Here is a 17,062-nt window from a genome sequence, read left to right as displayed (position 1 = left end):
GCGAGACCTGTGGGGAAGCCCGTGCGTGAATACCTGCTGACGCTCTGCATCACGGCCGCGGTGACGTACCTGCTGACCGGACCGGTACGGAAGTTCGCGATCGTGGCCGGGGCGATGCCGGAGATCCGGGCACGTGACGTGCACCGGGAACCCACTCCGCGGCTCGGCGGTATCGCGATGTTCTTCGGACTGTGCGCGGGCCTGCTGGTCGCCGACCACCTCACCAACCTGAGCCAGCTCTTCGAGAAGTCCAACGAGCCGCGGGCCCTGCTCTCCGGGGCCGCGCTGATCTGGCTGATCGGTGTGCTGGACGACAAGTTCGAGATCGACGCGCTGATCAAGCTGGGCGGCCAGATGATCGCCGCCGGTGTGATGGTGATGCAGGGTCTGACGATCCTGTGGCTCCCGATCCCGGGCGTCGGCTCGGTCGCCCTCACCCAGTGGCAGGGCACGCTGCTGACGGTGGCGCTGGTCGTCATCACCATCAACGCGGTCAACTTCGTGGACGGCCTCGACGGTCTCGCGGCCGGCATGGTGTGCATCGCGGCGACGGCGTTCTTCCTGTACGCCTACCGCATCTGGTACTCGTACGGCATCGAGGCCGCCGCTCCGGCGACGCTGTTCGCGGCGATCCTGATGGGCATGTGCCTGGGCTTCCTGCCGCACAACATGCACCCGGCGCGGATCTTCATGGGCGACTCCGGCTCGATGCTGATCGGCCTGGTGCTGGCGGCCGGCGCCATCTCCGTCACCGGGCAGGTCGACCCGGACGCGCTGAAGCTGTTCGCGGGTTCGGAGAAGGAGGCCGTGCACCAGACGGTGCCGGTGTACATCCCGCTGCTGCTGCCGCTGACGATCATCGCGGTGCCGGCCGCCGACCTGATCCTGGCGATCGTGCGCCGCACCTGGCGCGGCCAGTCGCCGTTCGCGGCGGACCGGGGGCACCTGCACCACCGGCTGCTGGAGATCGGGCACTCGCACAGCCGCGCGGTGCTGATCATGTACTTCTGGTCGGCGCTCATCGCCTTCGGTGCGCTGACGTACTCGGTGAACTCGGCCTCGATGTGGATCGTGCTGAGTGTGGTCATCCTCTCCACGATCGGGCTGGTGCTGCTTCTGCTGCCGCGCTTCACCCCGCGCGCCCCGCGCTGGGCGGAGGCCTTCGTCCCGCCGCGCTACCGCAGGCGCCGGGCGGCGGCGACGGCCCCGGAGGCGTCGGCTCCCGCGTCGTACGAGGCGGCCGGCGACGACGACGAGGAGGAGCCCGCGCACCGCACCCCGGTGGCCGCCGGTGTCTCCGGCGTCAACGGTGCGACCGCCGTGGGACCCCGCGCACGTCTGGCCGACCGGTCACGGTCAAGGTAAGAATCCGACTAGAGCATTGCCAAGTCGTGGTGCGGTGATGGGTCTGCTTTGGGGGTGCGATTCCCCCCATTACCAGACAGACCGCACGGGTTCTCGCTCGAACGCGCGAGTTCACTCTCACGTGTGACGGTTGGCACGCCATTCAGGTAAAGACTGCATCAAATAGTTTGTGATACCGTTCACGAGAACCCGGGACAGAGCCGAAGGGCCGTAGTGCGACGGCCCATTCTCGTGAGGTCTTCACACTCCACCCGGGGGACTACGCTCGTCCATGACGACACCCCTGCCCCCTGTGAAATGCGGAGTTGCCGCCATGCCGTCCAACGACGTCCGGACCCTGGCCCAGGCCGCTGTGCCCACGGCTGCCGTCGGCGCTGTCGCCGCCGTCGTCAGTGGCGTGGTCGCGGGCGGAAAGGGAGCGGTCGGGGCGCTCGTCGCCACCGCGGTGGTGATCCTGTTCATGGGGATCGGCCTGTACGTCCTGCAGCGCACCGCCAAATCGCTTCCGCATCTGTTCCAGGCCATGGGGCTGATGCTCTACGCGGCTCAGATCCTGCTGCTGTTCGTCTTCCTGACGGCCTTCAAGGACACCACGCTGTTCCACCCCAAGGCCTTCGCGTTCACGCTGGTCGCCGGCACCCTGGCATGGATCGTCGCGCAGACCCGTGCGCACATGAAGGCCAAGATCCTCTACGTCGAGCCCGATTCGACGACGGGCCGGAAGGCCGACAAGTCGGGGCACTCGTCGTGAGGGGTAGGGCCGGGATAAAGGCGCATGAGAGATCCTGCTATCGTCCGGTGCCAACTGCGGCATCGCGGGCGCGGGCATCCGAGCTGACGCCTGCTCCATCGCGAGGCTCGATGCCCCCCAGCCGCCCCCACATCCGTAACACCTGTCCGGTGCCGATCCGCGGCTGCGCGCCGCGCCGACACAACGAGGTTGCCGTACCTATGCGTCACGCCGAAGGAGCCCGCGGTGAGTGCTGACCAGACCCAGCTCGCCTTTGACTGGAGCTGTCGGATCATGTCCGACAACGGGTGTGGCTTTCCGGCTCCGGGCCTGCACTCGTTCCTCTTCAAGCCGATCACCACTGTGGGTGGGTTCGAGTTCAACAAGGTGATGCTGCTCGCGCTCATCACCACCGTCCTCGTCATCGGCTTCTTCTGGGCGGCCTTCGGCAAGGCCAAGGTGGTGCCGGGCAAGCTGCAGATGGTCGGTGAGGCCGGCTACGACTTCGTCCGCCGCGGCATCGTCTACGAGACCCTCGGCAAGAAGGAGGGCGAGAAGTACGTCCCCTTCATGGTCTCGCTGTTCTTCTTCATCTGGATCATGAACATCTGGTCCGTGATCCCGCTGGCCCAGTTCCCGGTCTCGTCGATCATCGCGTACCCCATGGTCCTCGCGCTGATCGTCTGGATCATCTGGGTGGGGCTGACCTTCAAGCGCCACGGCTTCGTCGGCTTCTTCAAGAACGTGACGGGCTACGACAAGTCGCTCGGCGCGGTGCTGCCGCTCGTCATGGTCATCGAGTTCTTCTCGAACCTGCTGGTCCGGCCGTTCACCCACGCCGTGCGACTCTTCGCCAACATGTTCGCCGGTCACCTGATGCTGGTGATGTTCACCGTCGCCTCCTGGTACCTGCTGAACAGCTGGATGATCCCGGCAGCCGGCGTCTCCTTCATCATGACCATGGTCATGATCCTCTTCGAACTTTTCGTGCAGGCCGTCCAGGCGTACGTCTTCGTACTGCTGGCCTGCTCGTACATCCAGGGCGCGCTCGCCGAGCACCACTGAGCGACCCGGCCCAGACCCCTTTGAACGTCCGGTGGCCAACCCCCGCCGGTCCATGAAAGAGAAGGAAGAATCAGCATGGCTGCCCTTGAGACCCTCGCCGCCGTCGAAGGCAACATCGGTTCCATCGGCTACGGCCTCGCCGCGATCGGCCCCGGCGTCGGCGTCGGCATCATCTTCGGTAACGGCACCCAGGCCCTCGCCCGCCAGCCCGAGGCGGCCGGCCTGATCCGCGCCAACCAGATCCTGGGCTTCGCCTTCTGTGAGGCGCTCGCCCTCATCGGCATCGTCATGCCGTTCGTCTACGGATGACGGACCCTGACGAGCCAACCTTTCAACGAAAGGCATTGATGTGATCGCCAACCTGGTACAGCTGGCGGCCGAGGAGGAGCAGAACCCGCTCATTCCTCCGGGCCCCGAGCTGCTCGTCGGCACCATCGCCTTCGCCATCGTCTTCTTCGTCTTCTGGAAGAAGCTGCTTCCGAACATCAACAAGGTTCTGGAGGAGCGCCGCGCGGCGATCGAGGGCGGTATCGAAGAGGCCGAGGCCATGCAGGTCGAGGCCAAGAGCGTGCTCGAGCAGTACAAGGCACAGCTCGCCGAAGCCCGGCACGAGGCCGCGCGTCTGCGCCAGGAGGCGCAGGAGCAGGGCGCCACGCTCATCGCCGAGATGCGGGCCGAGGGCCAGCGTCAGCGCGAGGAGATCATCGCCGCCGGTCACGCGCAGATCGAGGCCGACCGCAAGGCCGCCGCGTCCGCGCTGCGCCAGGACGTCGGCAAGCTCGCCACCGACCTGGCCGGCAAGCTCGTCGGCGAGTCCCTCGAGGACCACGCCCGGCAGAGCCGCGTGATCGACCGCTTCCTCGACGAGCTCGACCAGAAGGCCGAGGCCGCGCGATGAACGGAGCGAGCCGCGAGGCCCTGGCAGCCGCACGTGAGCGTCTCGACGCGCTGACGGACTCCACGTCCGTGGACGCCGGCTCGCTCGCCGGTGAGCTGGCCGCCGTCACCGCGCTGCTCGACCGCGAGGTGTCGCTGCGTCGGGTCCTCACCGACCCGGCGCAGGCCGGTGAGGCCAAGGCCGACCTGGCCCGGCGCCTGCTCGGCTCGCAGGTCAGCGGTCCGGCCGCCGACCTGGTGTCCGGCATGGTGCGTTCCCGCTGGTCGCAGTCGCGCGACCTGGTGGACGCGCTCGAGGAGCTGGCGAACCTCGCCGACCTCACCGCCGCCCAGAAGGCCGGCGCGCTCGACGACGTCGAGGACGAGCTGTTCCGGTTCGGCCGGATCGTCTCCTCCAACACCGAGCTGCGTGCCGCGCTGACCAACCGGAGCGCCACCGTCTCCGCCAAGGGCGAGCTGCTGCGCAGCCTGCTCGGCGGCAGGGCGAACGCGAGCACCGAGCGTCTGGTGACGCGTCTCGTGACCGCGCCGCGGGGACGTAGCCTGGAGTCGGGACTCGAGTCCCTGTCCAAGCTCGCCGCCGAGCGTCGCGACCGGATGGTGGCCGTGGTCACCTCCGCGGTGCCGCTGAGCGACGGGCAGAAGCAGCGCCTGGGCGACGCCCTCGCGAAGCTCTACGGCCGCCGCATGCACCTCAACCTCGACGTCGACCCCGCGGTCGTCGGCGGGATCCGGGTGCAGGTCGGTGACGAGGTCATCAACGGCTCCCTCGCGGACCGGCTCGAAGACGCGAGCCGTCGGCTGGCGAGCTGAGCAGCACACTCTGACATAAGCAGTACGTACTTACGGCCCTGGTTGGGCCGTGCAGAGGATTCACCTCTTATTGGGGGGAGTCCCCATACCCCCCAAGTGAAACTTCGGGCCCAACAAGGAGAGCAGGGAACTCAGATGGCGGAGCTCACGATCCGGCCGGAGGAGATCCGGGACGCGCTGGAGAACTTTGTCCAGTCGTACAAGCCGGACGCGGCCTCGCGCGAGGAGGTCGGTACGGTCACCCTTGCCGGCGACGGCATCGCGAAGGTCGAGGGCCTGCCCTCGGCCATGGCCAACGAGCTGCTGAAGTTCGAGGACGGCACCCTCGGCCTCGCCCTCAACCTCGAGGAGCGCGAGATCGGTGCCATCGTCCTCGGTGAGTTCAGCGGCATCGAGGAGGGCCAGCCGGTCACCCGTACCGGCGAGGTGCTGTCCGTCGCCGTGGGCGAGGGCTACCTCGGCCGCGTGGTCGACCCGCTCGGCAACCCGATCGACGGCCTCGGCGAGATCGAGACCGAGGGCCGCCGCGCCCTCGAACTGCAGGCCCCCACGGTCATGCAGCGCAAGTCGGTGCACGAACCGATGGAGACGGGCTACAAGGCCGTCGACGCCATGACCCCGATCGGCCGTGGTCAGCGCCAGCTGATCATCGGCGACCGCCAGACCGGCAAGACCGCCCTGGCCGTCGACACGATCATCAACCAGCGTGACAACTGGCGCTCCGGCGACCCGAAGAAGCAGGTCCGCTGCATCTACGTCGCCATCGGCCAGAAGGGCTCCACCATCGCGTCGGTCCGCCGCGCGCTGGAGGAGAACGGCGCGCTGGAGTACACGACCATCGTCGCCGCCCCGGCGTCCGACCCGGCCGGCTTCAAGTACCTGGCGCCGTACACCGGTTCGGCCATCGGTCAGCAGTGGATGTACGAGGGCAAGCACGTCCTGATCATCTTCGACGACCTGTCGAAGCAGGCCGACGCCTACCGCGCCGTCTCCCTGCTGCTGCGCCGCCCGCCGGGCCGCGAGGCCTACCCGGGTGACGTCTTCTACCTGCACTCCCGCCTGCTGGAGCGCTGCGCCAAGCTCTCCGACGACATGGGCGCGGGCTCGATGACCGGTCTGCCGATCGTCGAGACCAAGGCCAACGACGTGTCGGCGTTCATCCCGACCAACGTCATCTCCATCACCGACGGCCAGTGCTTCCTGGAGTCGGACCTGTTCAACGCCGGTCAGCGCCCCGCGCTGAACGTCGGTATCTCCGTCTCCCGAGTCGGTGGTTCCGCGCAGCACAAGGCGATGAAGCAGGTCTCCGGCCGTCTGCGTGTGGACCTGGCCCAGTTCCGTGAGCTGGAGGCGTTCGCCGCCTTCGGTTCCGACCTGGACGCCGCGTCGAAGGCGCAGCTGGAGCGCGGCCAGCGCATGGTCGAGCTGCTCAAGCAGGACCAGTACCAGCCGATGTCCACCGAGGACCAGGTCGTCTCCGTCTGGGCCGGCACCACCGGCAAGATGGACGACGTTCCGGTCTCCGACATCCGCCGCTTCGAGAAGGAGCTGCTGGAGTACCTGCACCGCAAGGAGCAGGGCCTCATGACCTCCATCCGCGAGGGCGGCAAGATGTCCGACGACACCCTGCAGGCCGTCGCCGAGGCGATCGCGGACTTCAAGAAGCAGTTCGAGACGAGCGACGGCAAGCTGCTCGGCGAGGACGCCCCGGCCGCTGCCGCCAAGTGACGTAAGGAAGGGACCTGACTCATGGGAGCCCAGCTCCGGGTCTACAAGCGTCGCATCCGATCCGTCACCGCGACCAAGAAGATCACCAAGGCGATGGAGATGATCGCCGCCTCGCGCGTCGTCAAGGCGCAGCGCAAGGTGGCGGCCTCCACGCCGTACGCGCGGGAACTCACCCGCGCGGTCACGGCGGTCGGTACCGGGTCGGACACCAAGCACCCGCTCACCACGGAGGCGGAGAACCCGACCCGTGCCGCGGTCCTGCTCCTCACGAGCGACCGCGGTCTGGCCGGCGCCTTCAACTCCAACGCCATCAAGGCGGCGGAGCAGCTGACCGAGCGCCTGGAGCGCGAGGGCAAGCAGGTCGTCACGTACATCGTCGGCCGCCGCGGTCTGGCCCACTACAACTTCCGCGAGCGTGACGTCGCGGAGTCGTTCACGGGCTTCACCGACGAGCCCTCGTACGCGGACGCCAAGAAGGTCGCGGCTCCGCTGATCGAGGCCATCCGGGACGAGACGGCGGACGGCGGCGTGGACGAACTCCACATCGTCTACACCGAGTTCGTTTCGATGATGACGCAGACGGCGGTGGACTCCCGGATGCTTCCGCTGCGTCTCGAAGAGGTCGCGGAGGAGAGCGCCACCAAGGGCGAGATCCTGCCGCTGTACGACTTCGAGCCCTCGGCGGAGGACGTCCTCGACGCCCTGCTGCCGCGCTACGTGGAGAGCCGGATCTACAACGCGCTGCTCCAGTCGGCCGCTTCGAAGCACGCCGCCACGCGGCGCGCGATGAAGTCGGCCACCGACAACGCGGGCGAGCTGATCAACACGCTCTCCCGTCTTGCCAACGCGGCCCGCCAGGCCGAAATCACCCAGGAAATCAGCGAGATCGTCGGTGGCGCCAGTGCCCTGGCCGACGCGAACGCGGGGAGTGACAACTAATGACCACCACTGTTGAGACCGCGACGGCTACGGGCCGCGTCGCCCGGGTCATCGGCCCGGTCGTCGACGTGGAGTTCCCCGTCGACGCGATGCCGGAGATCTACAACGCGCTGCACGTCGAGGTCGCCGACCCGGCCCAGGAGGGTGCGCTCAAGACGCTGACCCTCGAGGTCGCGCAGCACCTCGGTGACGGCCTGGTCCGCACCATCTCCATGCAGCCCACCGACGGTCTGGTCCGCCAGGCCCCGGTGACCGACACGGGCACGGCCATCTCCGTCCCCGTCGGCGACTTCACCAAGGGCAAGGTGTTCAACACCCTCGGTGAGGTGCTGAACGTCGACGAGTCCTACGACGGTGAGCGCTGGCCGATCCACCGCAAGGCGCCGAACTTCGACGAGCTCGAGTCGAAGACCGAGATGTTCGAGACCGGCGTCAAGGTCATCGACCTTCTCACCCCGTACGTCAAGGGTGGAAAGATCGGCCTGTTCGGTGGTGCCGGCGTCGGCAAGACGGTGCTCATCCAGGAGATGATCTACCGCGTCGCCAACAACCACGACGGTGTGTCGGTGTTCGCCGGTGTCGGTGAGCGCACCCGTGAGGGCAACGACCTCATCGACGAGATGAGCGAGTCCGGTGTCATCGACAAGACCGCGCTCGTCTTCGGTCAGATGGACGAGCCCCCGGGCACCCGTCTGCGCGTCGCGCTGGCCGGCCTCACCATGGCCGAGTACTTCCGTGACGTCCAGAAGCAGGACGTGCTGTTCTTCATCGACAACATCTTCCGCTTCACCCAGGCCGGTTCCGAGGTGTCGACCCTGCTCGGCCGTATGCCCTCCGCGGTGGGCTACCAGCCGAACCTGGCCGACGAGATGGGTCTCCTCCAGGAGCGCATCACCTCGACCCGTGGTCACTCGATCACCTCGATGCAGGCGATCTACGTCCCCGCGGACGACCTGACCGACCCGGCCCCGGCCACCACCTTCGCCCACCTCGACGCGACGACGGTGCTCTCCCGTCCGATCTCGGAGAAGGGCATCTACCCGGCCGTGGACCCGCTGGACTCGACGTCCCGGATCCTGGACCCGCGCTACATCGCGCAGGACCACTACAACGCGGCCATGCGCGTGAAGAACATCCTGCAGAAGTACAAGGACCTGCAGGACATCATCGCGATCCTCGGTATCGACGAGCTCGGCGAGGAGGACAAGCTCGTCGTCCACCGTGCCCGTCGCGTGGAGCGCTTCCTGTCCCAGAACACCCACGTCGCCAAGCAGTTCACCGGCGTGGACGGTTCGGACGTGCCGCTGGACGAGTCGATCGCCGCGTTCAACGCGATCTGCGACGGTGAGTACGACCACTTCCCGGAGCAGGCGTTCTTCATGTGCGGTGGCATCGAGGACCTGAAGAAGAACGCGAAGGAGCTGGGCGTCTCCTGAGCCCCGAGCTCACCGTGAGCCCCTTGGGGCTCACACCCGAGGGGGCGGGCGCGTCCCGCCCCCTCTCCCACGCCCCTTAGACTTGTAACCAACACCCGGCAGACCCGCCGGGTGGTGACCCGAGGAGCCACCTTGGCTGCTGAGCTGCACGTCGCGCTGGTCGCGGCCGACCGAGAGGTCTGGTCCGGCGAGGCCACCCTGGTCGTCGCGCGCACCACGTCCGGCGACATCGGCGTCATGCCCGGTCACCAGCCGCTGCTCGGTGTGCTGGAGTCGGGCCCGGTGACCATCCGTACGAGTGACGGTGGAACGGTCGTCGCCGCGGTGCACGGCGGTTTCATCTCGTTCGCCGACAACAAGCTGTCGCTGCTGGCCGAGATCGCCGAGCTGTCGGACGAGATCGACGTCCAGCGCGTGGAGCAGGACCTGGCCCGCGCGAAGGCGGAGGACGACACCGAGGCCCAGCGCCGCGCGGATGTCCGTCTGCGGGCGGCGACGGCGGGGCGCTGATCCCGGCGCGGTGAGATGACGTGACTCAGCCGCGGCCGGCACCGGAGAGATCCGGAGCCGGTCGCGGCTGAGGCAGATCTGGATGATTTTTCCGTTCCGTTACCTAGGAGACGAGGAGGTCGGTGCCGATGATCCTCGCTCTGACTGTGTGCGGAATCGTGCTGGTGCTCCTGCTGGCGGGCCTCTTCGTCTTCGGCCTGCGCCGCCGCCTCATCCAGCGCTCGGGCGGGACGTTCGACTGCAGCCTGCGCTGGGACACCCCCGAGGGCGGTGACACCAGCGGCAAGGGCTGGGCCTACGGAGTCGCCCGCTACAACGGCGACCGGGTGGAGTGGTTCCGGGTGTTCTCCTACGCCCCGCGTCCGCGCCGGGTCCTGGAGCGCTCCGCGATCGAGGTGGCCGGCCGCCGCGTCCCCGAGGGCGAGGAGGAGCTGGCGCTGCTGACGGACTACGTGGTCCTCACCTGTCTGCACCGGGGCACGCGCCTGGAGCTCGCCATGAGCGAGGACGCGCTGACCGGTTTCCTCGCGTGGCTGGAGGCGGCCCCGCCCGGCCAGAGGGTGAACGTCGCGTAGAGCGCCGTTCAGGGCCCCGCTGGGTGGGGGTCCCCCCCCGCAGCGGAGCTGCTGGGGGAGGGTGAACGTGGCGTGACCGCGTGCGCCCTCCTCGCCGGACCGGGTCCGGCGAGGAGGGCGCGTTACGTGCGTGTCGTCGTGTGCGGGTCGGGCCCTACTTCAGTCCGCCGTCGATGGCGCTCACCAGCTCGCCGTTGGCGGTGTCTCCGCTGAACTCCCAGAAGAAGGCGCCGCCCAGGCCCTGGCTCTTGGCCCAGGCCATCTTGGAGTTGATGGTGGCCGGGGTGTCGTAGGACCACCAGTTGCTGCCGCAGTGGGCGTACGCGGTGCCGCCGACGGTGCCGGTGGCCGGGCAGGAGTTCTTGAGGACCTTGTAGTCCTCGATGCCGGCCTCGTAGGTGCCGGTCGCCGGGCCGGTGGCGGTGCCGCCGGGGGCGGACTGGGTGACGCCGGTCCAGCCGCGGCCGTAGAAGCCGATGCCGAGCAGCAGCTTGCTCGCCGGGACGCCCTTCGCCTTGAGCTTGGCGATGGCGGCGGCCGAGTTGAAGCCCTCCTTCGGGATGCCGGCGTACGACGTGAGCGGCGAGTGCGGGGCGGTCGGACCGGTCTTGTCCCAGGCGCCGAAGTAGTCGTACGTCATCACGTTGTACCAGTCGAGGTACTGGGCGGCGCCGCCGTAGTCGGCCGCGTCGATCTTGCCGCCCTCGGAGGCGTCCGCGGTGATGGCCGCGGTGACCAGGTAGTCCTTGCCGAACTCGGCGCGCAGCGCCTGGGAGAGGGTCCTGAAGGCGGCGGGGCCGCTGGTGTCACAGGTGAGACCGCAGGCGTTCGGGTACTCCCAGTCGATGTCGATGCCGTCGAAGACGTCGGCCCAGCGCGGGTCCTCCACGACCTGCTTGCAGGACTTGGCGAACGCGGCGGCGTTGGCCGCGGCCTGGCCGAAGCCGCCCGAGTAGGTCCAGCCGCCGAACGAGTACAGCACCTTGATGTGCGGGTACTTGGCCTTCAGCTGGCGCAGCTGGTTGAAGTTGCCGCGCAGCGGCTGGTCCCAGGTGTCGGCGGTGCCGCTGACGGACTGGTCGGCGGTGTAGGCCTTCTCGTACGCGGCGAAGGTGTCGTCGACGGTGCACTGGCCGTTCTTGACGTTGCCGAACGAGTAGTTGATGTGGGTGATCTTGGCGGCGGAGCCGGACGTCACCAGGTTCTTGACGTGGTAGTTGCGGCCGTAGACGCCCCACTCGGTGAAGTAGCCGAGCTTGACCTTGTCGCCGGTGGGCGGGGGCTCCTCGGTGTCGCCGGTGGTGCGGACCCGGACCGCGCCGCTGACCGGGCCGGTCTGGTCGGCGGTGTCGCGGGCCTGCACGGTGTAGGAGTAGTCGGTGCCCTTGGCCAGGCCCGAGTCCGTGTACGAGGTGGTCGTCACGGTGGCGACCCTGGCGCCGTCGCGCAGGACGTCGTAGTTCTTGACGCCCTTGTCGTCGGTGGCCGCCGACCAGGACAGTTTCACCGAGGTGTCGGTGATGCCGGAGGCGGTCGGGGTGCCGGGCGCGGACGGGGCCGCGTCGCCGGGGACGGACGTGCCGTCGCAGCTGCCGCCGTTGAGCTTGCAGCCGGTGGGGGAGCCGGTGCCGCTGCCGTTGAAGCCGAAGGAGACGGACGCCCCGGGGGCGAGGGTGCCGTTCCAGCCGTTGTTCTTGGCGGTCCAGTGGTCGCCGGAGTTGGTGACCGTGGCGTCCCAGGCGGAGGTGACCTTGGTGCCGGAGGGGAAGTCCCACTCGACGGTCCAGGAGTTGATGGTGGTGGTGCCGGTGTTCTTCACCGTCCACTTGCCCTCGAAGCCGGAGCCCCAGTCCTGGGTCTTGGCGTAGGTGGCGGTCGCCGAGGTCGCCGCCTGGGCGGGGCTCGCCAGGCCGACGAGGCCGGCGAAGGGGAGCAGCAGGGTCGCGAACCCTGCCGCGGCTCTGTGTCTGAAGCGCATGCTGCGCCTCCTCTGGTGATTGCGCCGCTGGGCGCACCCGAGTGTGGCCGCGTGCGTGACTGAGCCATCACGCTCGCGGTGCCGCGAGAATAGAAAGGTCTGGACCACGGGTCAATAGGTCTGGACCACTGTCCCGGTGACTCCCGGTTCCTCCGCTAGATCCCCAACTCCTGCGCCAGCACCGCCGCTTGCACCCGGCTGCGCAGTTCCAGCTTCCCCAGCAGACGGCTGACGTGCGTCTTCACCGTCGCCTCGGCCATGCCGAGGCGCACCGCGATGTCGGCGTTGGACAGCCCTTCGCCGAGACAGGACAGCACCTCGCGCTCGCGCCGGGTGAGCGAGCCGAGCACCGCCGGATCGGCCGTCACCGGACGGGCGGGCTTCGCGGCGAACTCCGCGATCAGCCGCCGGGTGACGGCCGGGGCGACGATGCCCTCGCCGCGCGCCACCGTGCGCACCGCCGCGATCAGGTCCTTGGCCTCCGTGTTCTTCAGCAGGAACCCGGCGGCGCCGGCGCGCAGCGCCCCGAACACGTACTCGTCGAGGTCGAACGTGGTCAGCACCAGCACGTCGGCGAGCCCCTCCGCGACCACCCGCCGCGTCGCCGACACCCCGTCAAGCCGCGGCATCTGTACGTCCATCAGCACCACGTCGGGGCCGAGTTCACGGGCCAGCGCCACCGCCTGCTCTCCGTCCGCCGCCTCGCCGACCACCTCGATGTCGGGTGCGCTGCGCAGGATGAGGACCAGTCCCGCGCGGACGGCGGACTGGTCCTCGGCGACCAGGACGCGGATCATTCGCTTGCTCCTTGGGCAGTGTCGGTGACGGGGAGGGTGGCGTCGACCACCCACAGCGTGCCGTCCGGGCCGTCGACCGGCCCGGCCTCGAACGAGCCGCCGAGCAGCGCGGCCCGCTCGCGCATGCCGACGAGTCCGGCCCCGGAGCCCGGCGCGCGCGGGCCGTCACGGTCGCCGTGCGGGCTGCTCACGCGCAGCGCGAGGGCGTCGTCGAGGCGGCGCAGCCACACGGTGACCCGGCCCGGCGCGGCGTGCTTCAGCGCGTTCGTCAGCGACTCCTGCACCATGCGGTACGCGGCCAGCCCGACCGGTGTGGGCACGGCGTCGTACTCGGCGTCCAGGGTGACGTCGAGGCCGTTGGCGCGGGCGCCCTCGACCAGGGAGCCGAGGCTGTCGAGCGTGGGCGTCGCGGCCGGCTCCAGGTCGCCGGAGCCGTCGCGCAGGAGGCCGATGAGCCGTCGCATCTCGGACAGTCCCTGGACGCTGTTCTCCCGGATCACGGTGAGCGCCTCCCGGGACGTCGCGGGATCGTCGAGCGACAGGGCGGCCGTGGAGTGGATGGCGATCGCGGAGAGGTGGTTGGCGACCATGTCGTGCAACTCCCGTGCCATCCGTGCCCGTTCCGCCGTCACCGCCTGGACGCGGTCCATCTCCGCGAGCAGCGCGGTCTGTTCGGCGCGCAGCCGGGCCGCGTCGGCGGCCTCGCGGTGGTTGCGCACGATCAGCCCGGTGGAGGCGGGCGCGAACGACACCACGCCGATGGCCACCCCGATCAGCAGCGCCTCCGGCACCCGCCAGACGGCGTACGGCACCAGCGATCCGGCGACGGTGAGCAGCCCGGTGATCCACGGGATGCGGCGGGCCGAGGCGGGCGGACCGTACAGGACGGCCGCGTACATCAGGTCGGTGTACATCAGGACGGTGACGATGCTGCCCTGGGTGACGGTGTCCGCCGTCAGGGCCAGGGTGCCGAGGAGCAGTGCGACGCGCGGGGCCGACCGGCGCAGCAGTTCGCAGCCGGCGGTCACGGCGAGCGGGACGAGCAGCGGCCAGCGCCCGTCGAACAGGACGATCGGTTCGTCGGCCGGACGGGTGCCCAGCCCGATGCCCCACAGCAGCAGCCCGCCGAGCAGCCCGGCGAGCGCGGCCCACAGGTCGAAGCGGTGGGGTCGGGGGAGTCGTACGGCCATGGGCCCATCCAACACGGTGCGCCGGGGCGTCGCCTGATGCCCGCGAACGGTCCTGGACTGCATCTTTCGGTGTACCGCGAGTTCGTCGGCGGTGACGACGTGCGCGGCCGGAACGCGCGGGAGCCTGAAGGGGTGACGGAGAGGAGCCAACCGTGATCGTCGCCCTGATCGCCGCCTGTGAGATCGGCTTCTGGGTGCTGCTGGCCGCCGGACTGGCCTGCCGCTACCTGCTGAGGATGCCGCGCACCGGCCTGGCGCTGCTGCTGTGCGAGCCGGTGCTGGAGGTGGTGCTGCTGGTCGCCACCGCGCTGGACCTGAAGAACGGCGCCGAACCGAACTGGACGCACGGCCTGGCCGCGCTCTACATCGGCTACACCGTGGGCCACGGCCACCGCACGGTGAAGTGGCTCGACGGGCACGCCGCGCACCGGCTGGGCGGCGCGCCGAAGCCGCTCGGGCCGCCGCGCCACGGCCTGGCCCGCGCCCGGCACGAGACCAGGATCTGGCTGGGCACGCTGACGGCCGCCGTCGTGGCGACCGTGCTGCTGCAACTCGCCATCTGGTACGTCGGTGACCCGTCCCGCACCACCTCCCTGGAGGACTGGCGCTTCGCGGCCTGGCGTGCGGCCGGCATCCACGGCCTGGTGGCCCTGGCCTACTGGATCTGGCCGAAGAAGGCCCCGGCGGGCGCGCCGGAGGACGGGCGGGCCGTCGGCAAGGAGCGTGTCGGCCGATGACGGGGGCGGCGCGGAACCTCCTCGCGGGGGCGGGGACGCTGGTGGTGGGCCTCGGGCTGTGGCTGTTCGCCGACGGAGTGGACCTGCCGGTGGTCACGCCCGCCAAGGTGGGCGTGGTGATGATGTGCGTCGGCGGTGCCGAGGTGCTGCTCGGCCTGTACCGGGCCGTGCGCGCCTCGGCCGGATCCGGCTAGGTGTGCTGTCCCGGGACGTTGGTGACACGCGTGCTGGGTGCTTGAACAGGTGAGGGCCTTCTGGGTTCGGTGTGGATTGCGACATCTACGCCCGACCGCAGGAGGCCCTCGTGTCCCACCGTAACGCCCCGCTGACTCCGACCGGACGGCTTCGCCTGGCCCGGTGTGTCGTGGACGAAGGCTGGCCGCTGCGGCGGGCCGCGGAACGCTTCCAGGTCAGCCACACCACCGCCGCACGCTGGGCGGGCCGCTACCGGCAACTGGGCCCGGCCGGGATGCTCGACCGCTCCAGCCGCCCCCACCACAGCCCGCGCCAGACGCCCGCCCCGGTCGAACAGCAGGTGGTGCGGCTGCGACGCGAACACCGGATCGGTCCGGTGCGGCTGGCCGCCCGTTGCGGCATCGCCGCTTCCACCGCCCACCGCGTCCTCGTCCGGCACGGCCTGCCCGCGCTCGCCGCCTGCGACCGGGCCACCGGCGAACCCGTCCGCCGCTACGAGCGTGCCCGGCCCGGCGAACTGGTCCACATCGACGTCAAGAAGCTCGGCCGCATCCCCGACGGCGGCGGCCACAAGGTCCTCGGCCGGGCAGCCGGCCGGGCCAACCAGGACCGCCGCAACGGCACCGGATACGCCTACCTGCACACCGCCCTGGACGACCACACCCGCCTCGCCTACACCGAGGACCTGCCCGATGAGAAGGCCGCCACCTGCGCAGCCTTCCTGCGACGGGCAACTGCCTGGTTCGCCCAGCAAGGCGTCACCGTCGAGCGCGTGCTGACCGACAACGCCTGGGCCTACACCAAGAACACCTGGCGCCAGACCTGCCACGAGCTGGGCATCAGCCCCCGCTGGACGAGGCCCTGGCGGCCGCAGACCAACGGCAAAGTCGAACGCTTCCACCGCACCCTGCTCGAGGAGTGGGCCTACCAGCGGCCCTACACCTCAGACCGCGAACGCCAGGCCACGTTTCCCGACTGGCTGGACTGGTACAACTACCACCGACCCCACACCGGCATCGACGGCCAGACACCCGCCAGCCGCGTCACCAACCTGTCCGGACAGCACAGCTAGGGCCTGTCGTTTCCGGATCGGTCCGACTCCAGACAACGGCGCCTTCCGGCCGATCCGAGCGGGCCCCGCGTGCCTCGGGACGATCCGAGCTGGGCCCCGCGGCCTCGGGACGATCCGAGCTGGGCCTCGCGGCCTCGGGCCGATCCGAGCTGGGCCCCGCGGCCTCGGGAGGATCCGAGCCGGGCCCGCGGCCTCGGGCCGATCCGAGCTGGTCCCGCGGCCTCGGGCCGATCCGAGCTGGGCCCCGCGGCCTCGGGAGGATCCGAGCTGGGCCCCGCGGCCTCGGGAGGATCCGAGCCGGGCCCCGCGTGCCCCGGGACGATCCGAGCCGGGCCCGCCGCCCCGGCACGGTCCGAGCCGGGCCCGCGACCCCGGGACGATCCGAACGCCGGGCCCCGGTCTCAGCGTTCGCCGCCCGGCACCCACAGCACGTCGCCGGTCTCCTTGTTGGCGATGCGGGCCAGGATGAACAGGAGGTCGGAGAGGCGGTTGAGGTAGGTGGCGGTGAGCGGGTTCATGCTCTCGCCGTGCGCCTCGAGGGCGGCCCAGGTGGAGCGCTCGGCCCGCCGTACGACCGTGCAGGCCTGGTGCAGCAGGGCCGCGCCCGGGGTGCCGCCGGGCAGGATGAAGGAGCGGAGCTTGTCCAGCCGCTCGTTGAAGCGGTCGCAGTCCGCCTCCAGCCGGTCGATGTAGAACTGCTCGACCCGCAGCGGCGGGAACTCGGGGTTCTCGGCCACCGGCGTCGACAGGTCCGCGCCCACGTCGAACAGGTCGTTCTGCACCCGGGTGAGGACCTGGACGACGTCGTGCTCCAGGCCGCCGAGCGCGATCGCCGTGCCGATCACCGCGTTGGCCTCGTTGGCGTCGGCGTAGGCGGAGATCCGCAGATCGGTCTTGGGCACCCGGCTCATGTCGCCGAGGTTGGTGGTGCCCTTGTCTCCGGTCCGGGTGTAGATGCGCGTCAGGTTGACCATGCGACCACCCTAGTTCCGCGGTGCGGCGCCGGGACATCCCTCCCGGCGCCGCCCGGTCACC

Annotated in this window: 18 protein-coding genes; 14 read left to right on the top strand and 4 right to left on the bottom strand. The window is 69.8% G+C overall.

Annotated features, from left to right (window positions below; translation table 11 throughout):
- Positions 1-21 precede the first annotated feature (21 nt).
- From FGW31_RS10550 to FGW31_RS10500, 11 genes are all read left to right on the top strand, one after another.
- Positions 22-1,365 (top strand): MraY family glycosyltransferase, encoded by a 1,344-nt coding sequence (locus FGW31_RS10550; RefSeq protein ID WP_142193137.1) that lies wholly within the window; start codon positions 22-24, stop codon positions 1,363-1,365.
- Between the two features lie 313 nt (positions 1,366-1,678).
- Positions 1,679-2,116, top strand: coding sequence for a hypothetical protein (locus tag FGW31_RS10545; protein ID WP_142193136.1), 438 nt, complete (start codon positions 1,679-1,681; stop codon positions 2,114-2,116).
- A gap of 273 nt (positions 2,117-2,389) precedes the next feature.
- Complete coding sequence (atpB, locus tag FGW31_RS10540) at positions 2,390-3,160, top strand: F0F1 ATP synthase subunit A (RefSeq protein ID WP_142193277.1); 771 nt, start codon at positions 2,390-2,392, stop codon at positions 3,158-3,160.
- A 75-nt stretch (positions 3,161-3,235) separates the two neighbouring features.
- Positions 3,236-3,469 carry an ATP synthase F0 subunit C gene (atpE, locus tag FGW31_RS10535; RefSeq protein ID WP_031485821.1) on the top strand — a complete coding sequence of 78 codons (234 nt, stop codon included), beginning with the start codon at positions 3,236-3,238 and terminating at the stop codon, positions 3,467-3,469.
- 40 nt (positions 3,470-3,509) lie between these two features.
- Entirely contained in the window at positions 3,510-4,058 is a 549-nt protein-coding gene (locus FGW31_RS10530) for a F0F1 ATP synthase subunit B (RefSeq protein ID WP_142193135.1), read from the top strand.
- Entirely contained in the window at positions 4,055-4,870 is an 816-nt protein-coding gene (locus tag FGW31_RS10525) for a F0F1 ATP synthase subunit delta (protein ID WP_142193134.1), read from the top strand. Before FGW31_RS10530 ends, FGW31_RS10525 begins: the two co-directional genes overlap by 4 nt.
- 135 nt (positions 4,871-5,005) lie before the next feature.
- Complete coding sequence (gene atpA, locus FGW31_RS10520) at positions 5,006-6,598, top strand: F0F1 ATP synthase subunit alpha (RefSeq protein ID WP_142193133.1); 1,593 nt, start codon at positions 5,006-5,008, stop codon at positions 6,596-6,598.
- A 21-nt stretch (positions 6,599-6,619) separates the two neighbouring features.
- On the top strand, positions 6,620-7,537 hold the full coding sequence (locus tag FGW31_RS10515) for a F0F1 ATP synthase subunit gamma (RefSeq protein ID WP_142193132.1): 918 nt from the start codon (positions 6,620-6,622) through the stop codon (positions 7,535-7,537).
- Positions 7,537-8,973 carry a F0F1 ATP synthase subunit beta gene (atpD, locus tag FGW31_RS10510; protein WP_142193131.1) on the top strand — a complete coding sequence of 479 codons (1,437 nt, stop codon included), beginning with the start codon at positions 7,537-7,539 and terminating at the stop codon, positions 8,971-8,973. Before FGW31_RS10515 ends, atpD begins: the two co-directional genes overlap by 1 nt.
- Positions 8,974-9,105: 132 nt before the next feature.
- Entirely contained in the window at positions 9,106-9,483 is a 378-nt protein-coding gene (locus FGW31_RS10505; protein WP_142193130.1) for a F0F1 ATP synthase subunit epsilon, read from the top strand.
- A 128-nt stretch (positions 9,484-9,611) separates the two neighbouring features.
- Positions 9,612-10,058 (top strand): DUF2550 domain-containing protein, encoded by a 447-nt coding sequence (locus tag FGW31_RS10500; RefSeq protein ID WP_142193129.1) that lies wholly within the window; start codon positions 9,612-9,614, stop codon positions 10,056-10,058.
- A 154-nt stretch (positions 10,059-10,212) separates the two neighbouring features.
- Here the strand turns inward: FGW31_RS10500 and FGW31_RS10495 are convergent, their stop codons facing one another.
- The 3 genes from FGW31_RS10495 to FGW31_RS10485 form a co-directional block, all read right to left on the bottom strand.
- Positions 10,213-12,036 (bottom strand): glycoside hydrolase family 18 chitinase, encoded by a 1,824-nt coding sequence (locus FGW31_RS10495; RefSeq protein ID WP_142193128.1) that lies wholly within the window; start codon positions 12,034-12,036, stop codon positions 10,213-10,215.
- Positions 12,037-12,191: 155 nt separating this feature from the next.
- Positions 12,192-12,833, bottom strand: a complete 642-nt coding sequence (locus FGW31_RS10490) for a response regulator (protein ID WP_142193127.1) — start codon at positions 12,831-12,833, stop codon at positions 12,192-12,194.
- Positions 12,830-14,023 (bottom strand): sensor histidine kinase, encoded by a 1,194-nt coding sequence (locus FGW31_RS10485; RefSeq protein WP_142193126.1) that lies wholly within the window; start codon positions 14,021-14,023, stop codon positions 12,830-12,832. The genes FGW31_RS10490 and FGW31_RS10485 overlap by 4 nt, the downstream gene beginning before the upstream one ends.
- Before the next feature lie 152 nt (positions 14,024-14,175).
- Between FGW31_RS10485 and FGW31_RS10480 the strand changes: the two genes are divergently transcribed.
- The 3 genes from FGW31_RS10480 to FGW31_RS10470 all read left to right on the top strand — a co-directional run bounded on the left by FGW31_RS10480 (position 14,176) and on the right by FGW31_RS10470 (position 16,027).
- Positions 14,176-14,760 carry a hypothetical protein gene (locus FGW31_RS10480; protein ID WP_142193125.1) on the top strand — a complete coding sequence of 195 codons (585 nt, stop codon included), beginning with the start codon at positions 14,176-14,178 and terminating at the stop codon, positions 14,758-14,760.
- On the top strand, positions 14,757-14,954 hold the full coding sequence (locus FGW31_RS10475) for a DUF5708 family protein (protein WP_142193124.1): 198 nt from the start codon (positions 14,757-14,759) through the stop codon (positions 14,952-14,954). The genes FGW31_RS10480 and FGW31_RS10475 overlap by 4 nt, the downstream gene beginning before the upstream one ends.
- Before the next feature lie 110 nt (positions 14,955-15,064).
- The gene (locus FGW31_RS10470) at positions 15,065-16,027 is read left to right on the top strand and encodes an IS481 family transposase (protein WP_142193123.1); all 963 of its coding nucleotides are present in this window, start codon (positions 15,065-15,067) and stop codon (positions 16,025-16,027) included.
- A 401-nt stretch (positions 16,028-16,428) separates the two neighbouring features.
- On the opposite strand, the gene FGW31_RS10465 is transcribed toward FGW31_RS10470, so the two are convergent.
- The gene (locus tag FGW31_RS10465; protein ID WP_142193122.1) at positions 16,429-17,001 is read right to left on the bottom strand and encodes a cob(I)yrinic acid a,c-diamide adenosyltransferase; all 573 of its coding nucleotides are present in this window, start codon (positions 16,999-17,001) and stop codon (positions 16,429-16,431) included.
- Between the last annotated feature and the right edge of the window lie 61 nt (positions 17,002-17,062).

The organism is Streptomyces calvus, assembly GCF_006782915.1.
In the GTDB taxonomy this organism is placed as follows: Bacteria; Actinomycetota; Actinomycetes; order Streptomycetales; family Streptomycetaceae; genus Streptomyces; species Streptomyces calvus.
This window is presented reverse-complemented; position numbering and strand designations above follow the sequence as displayed.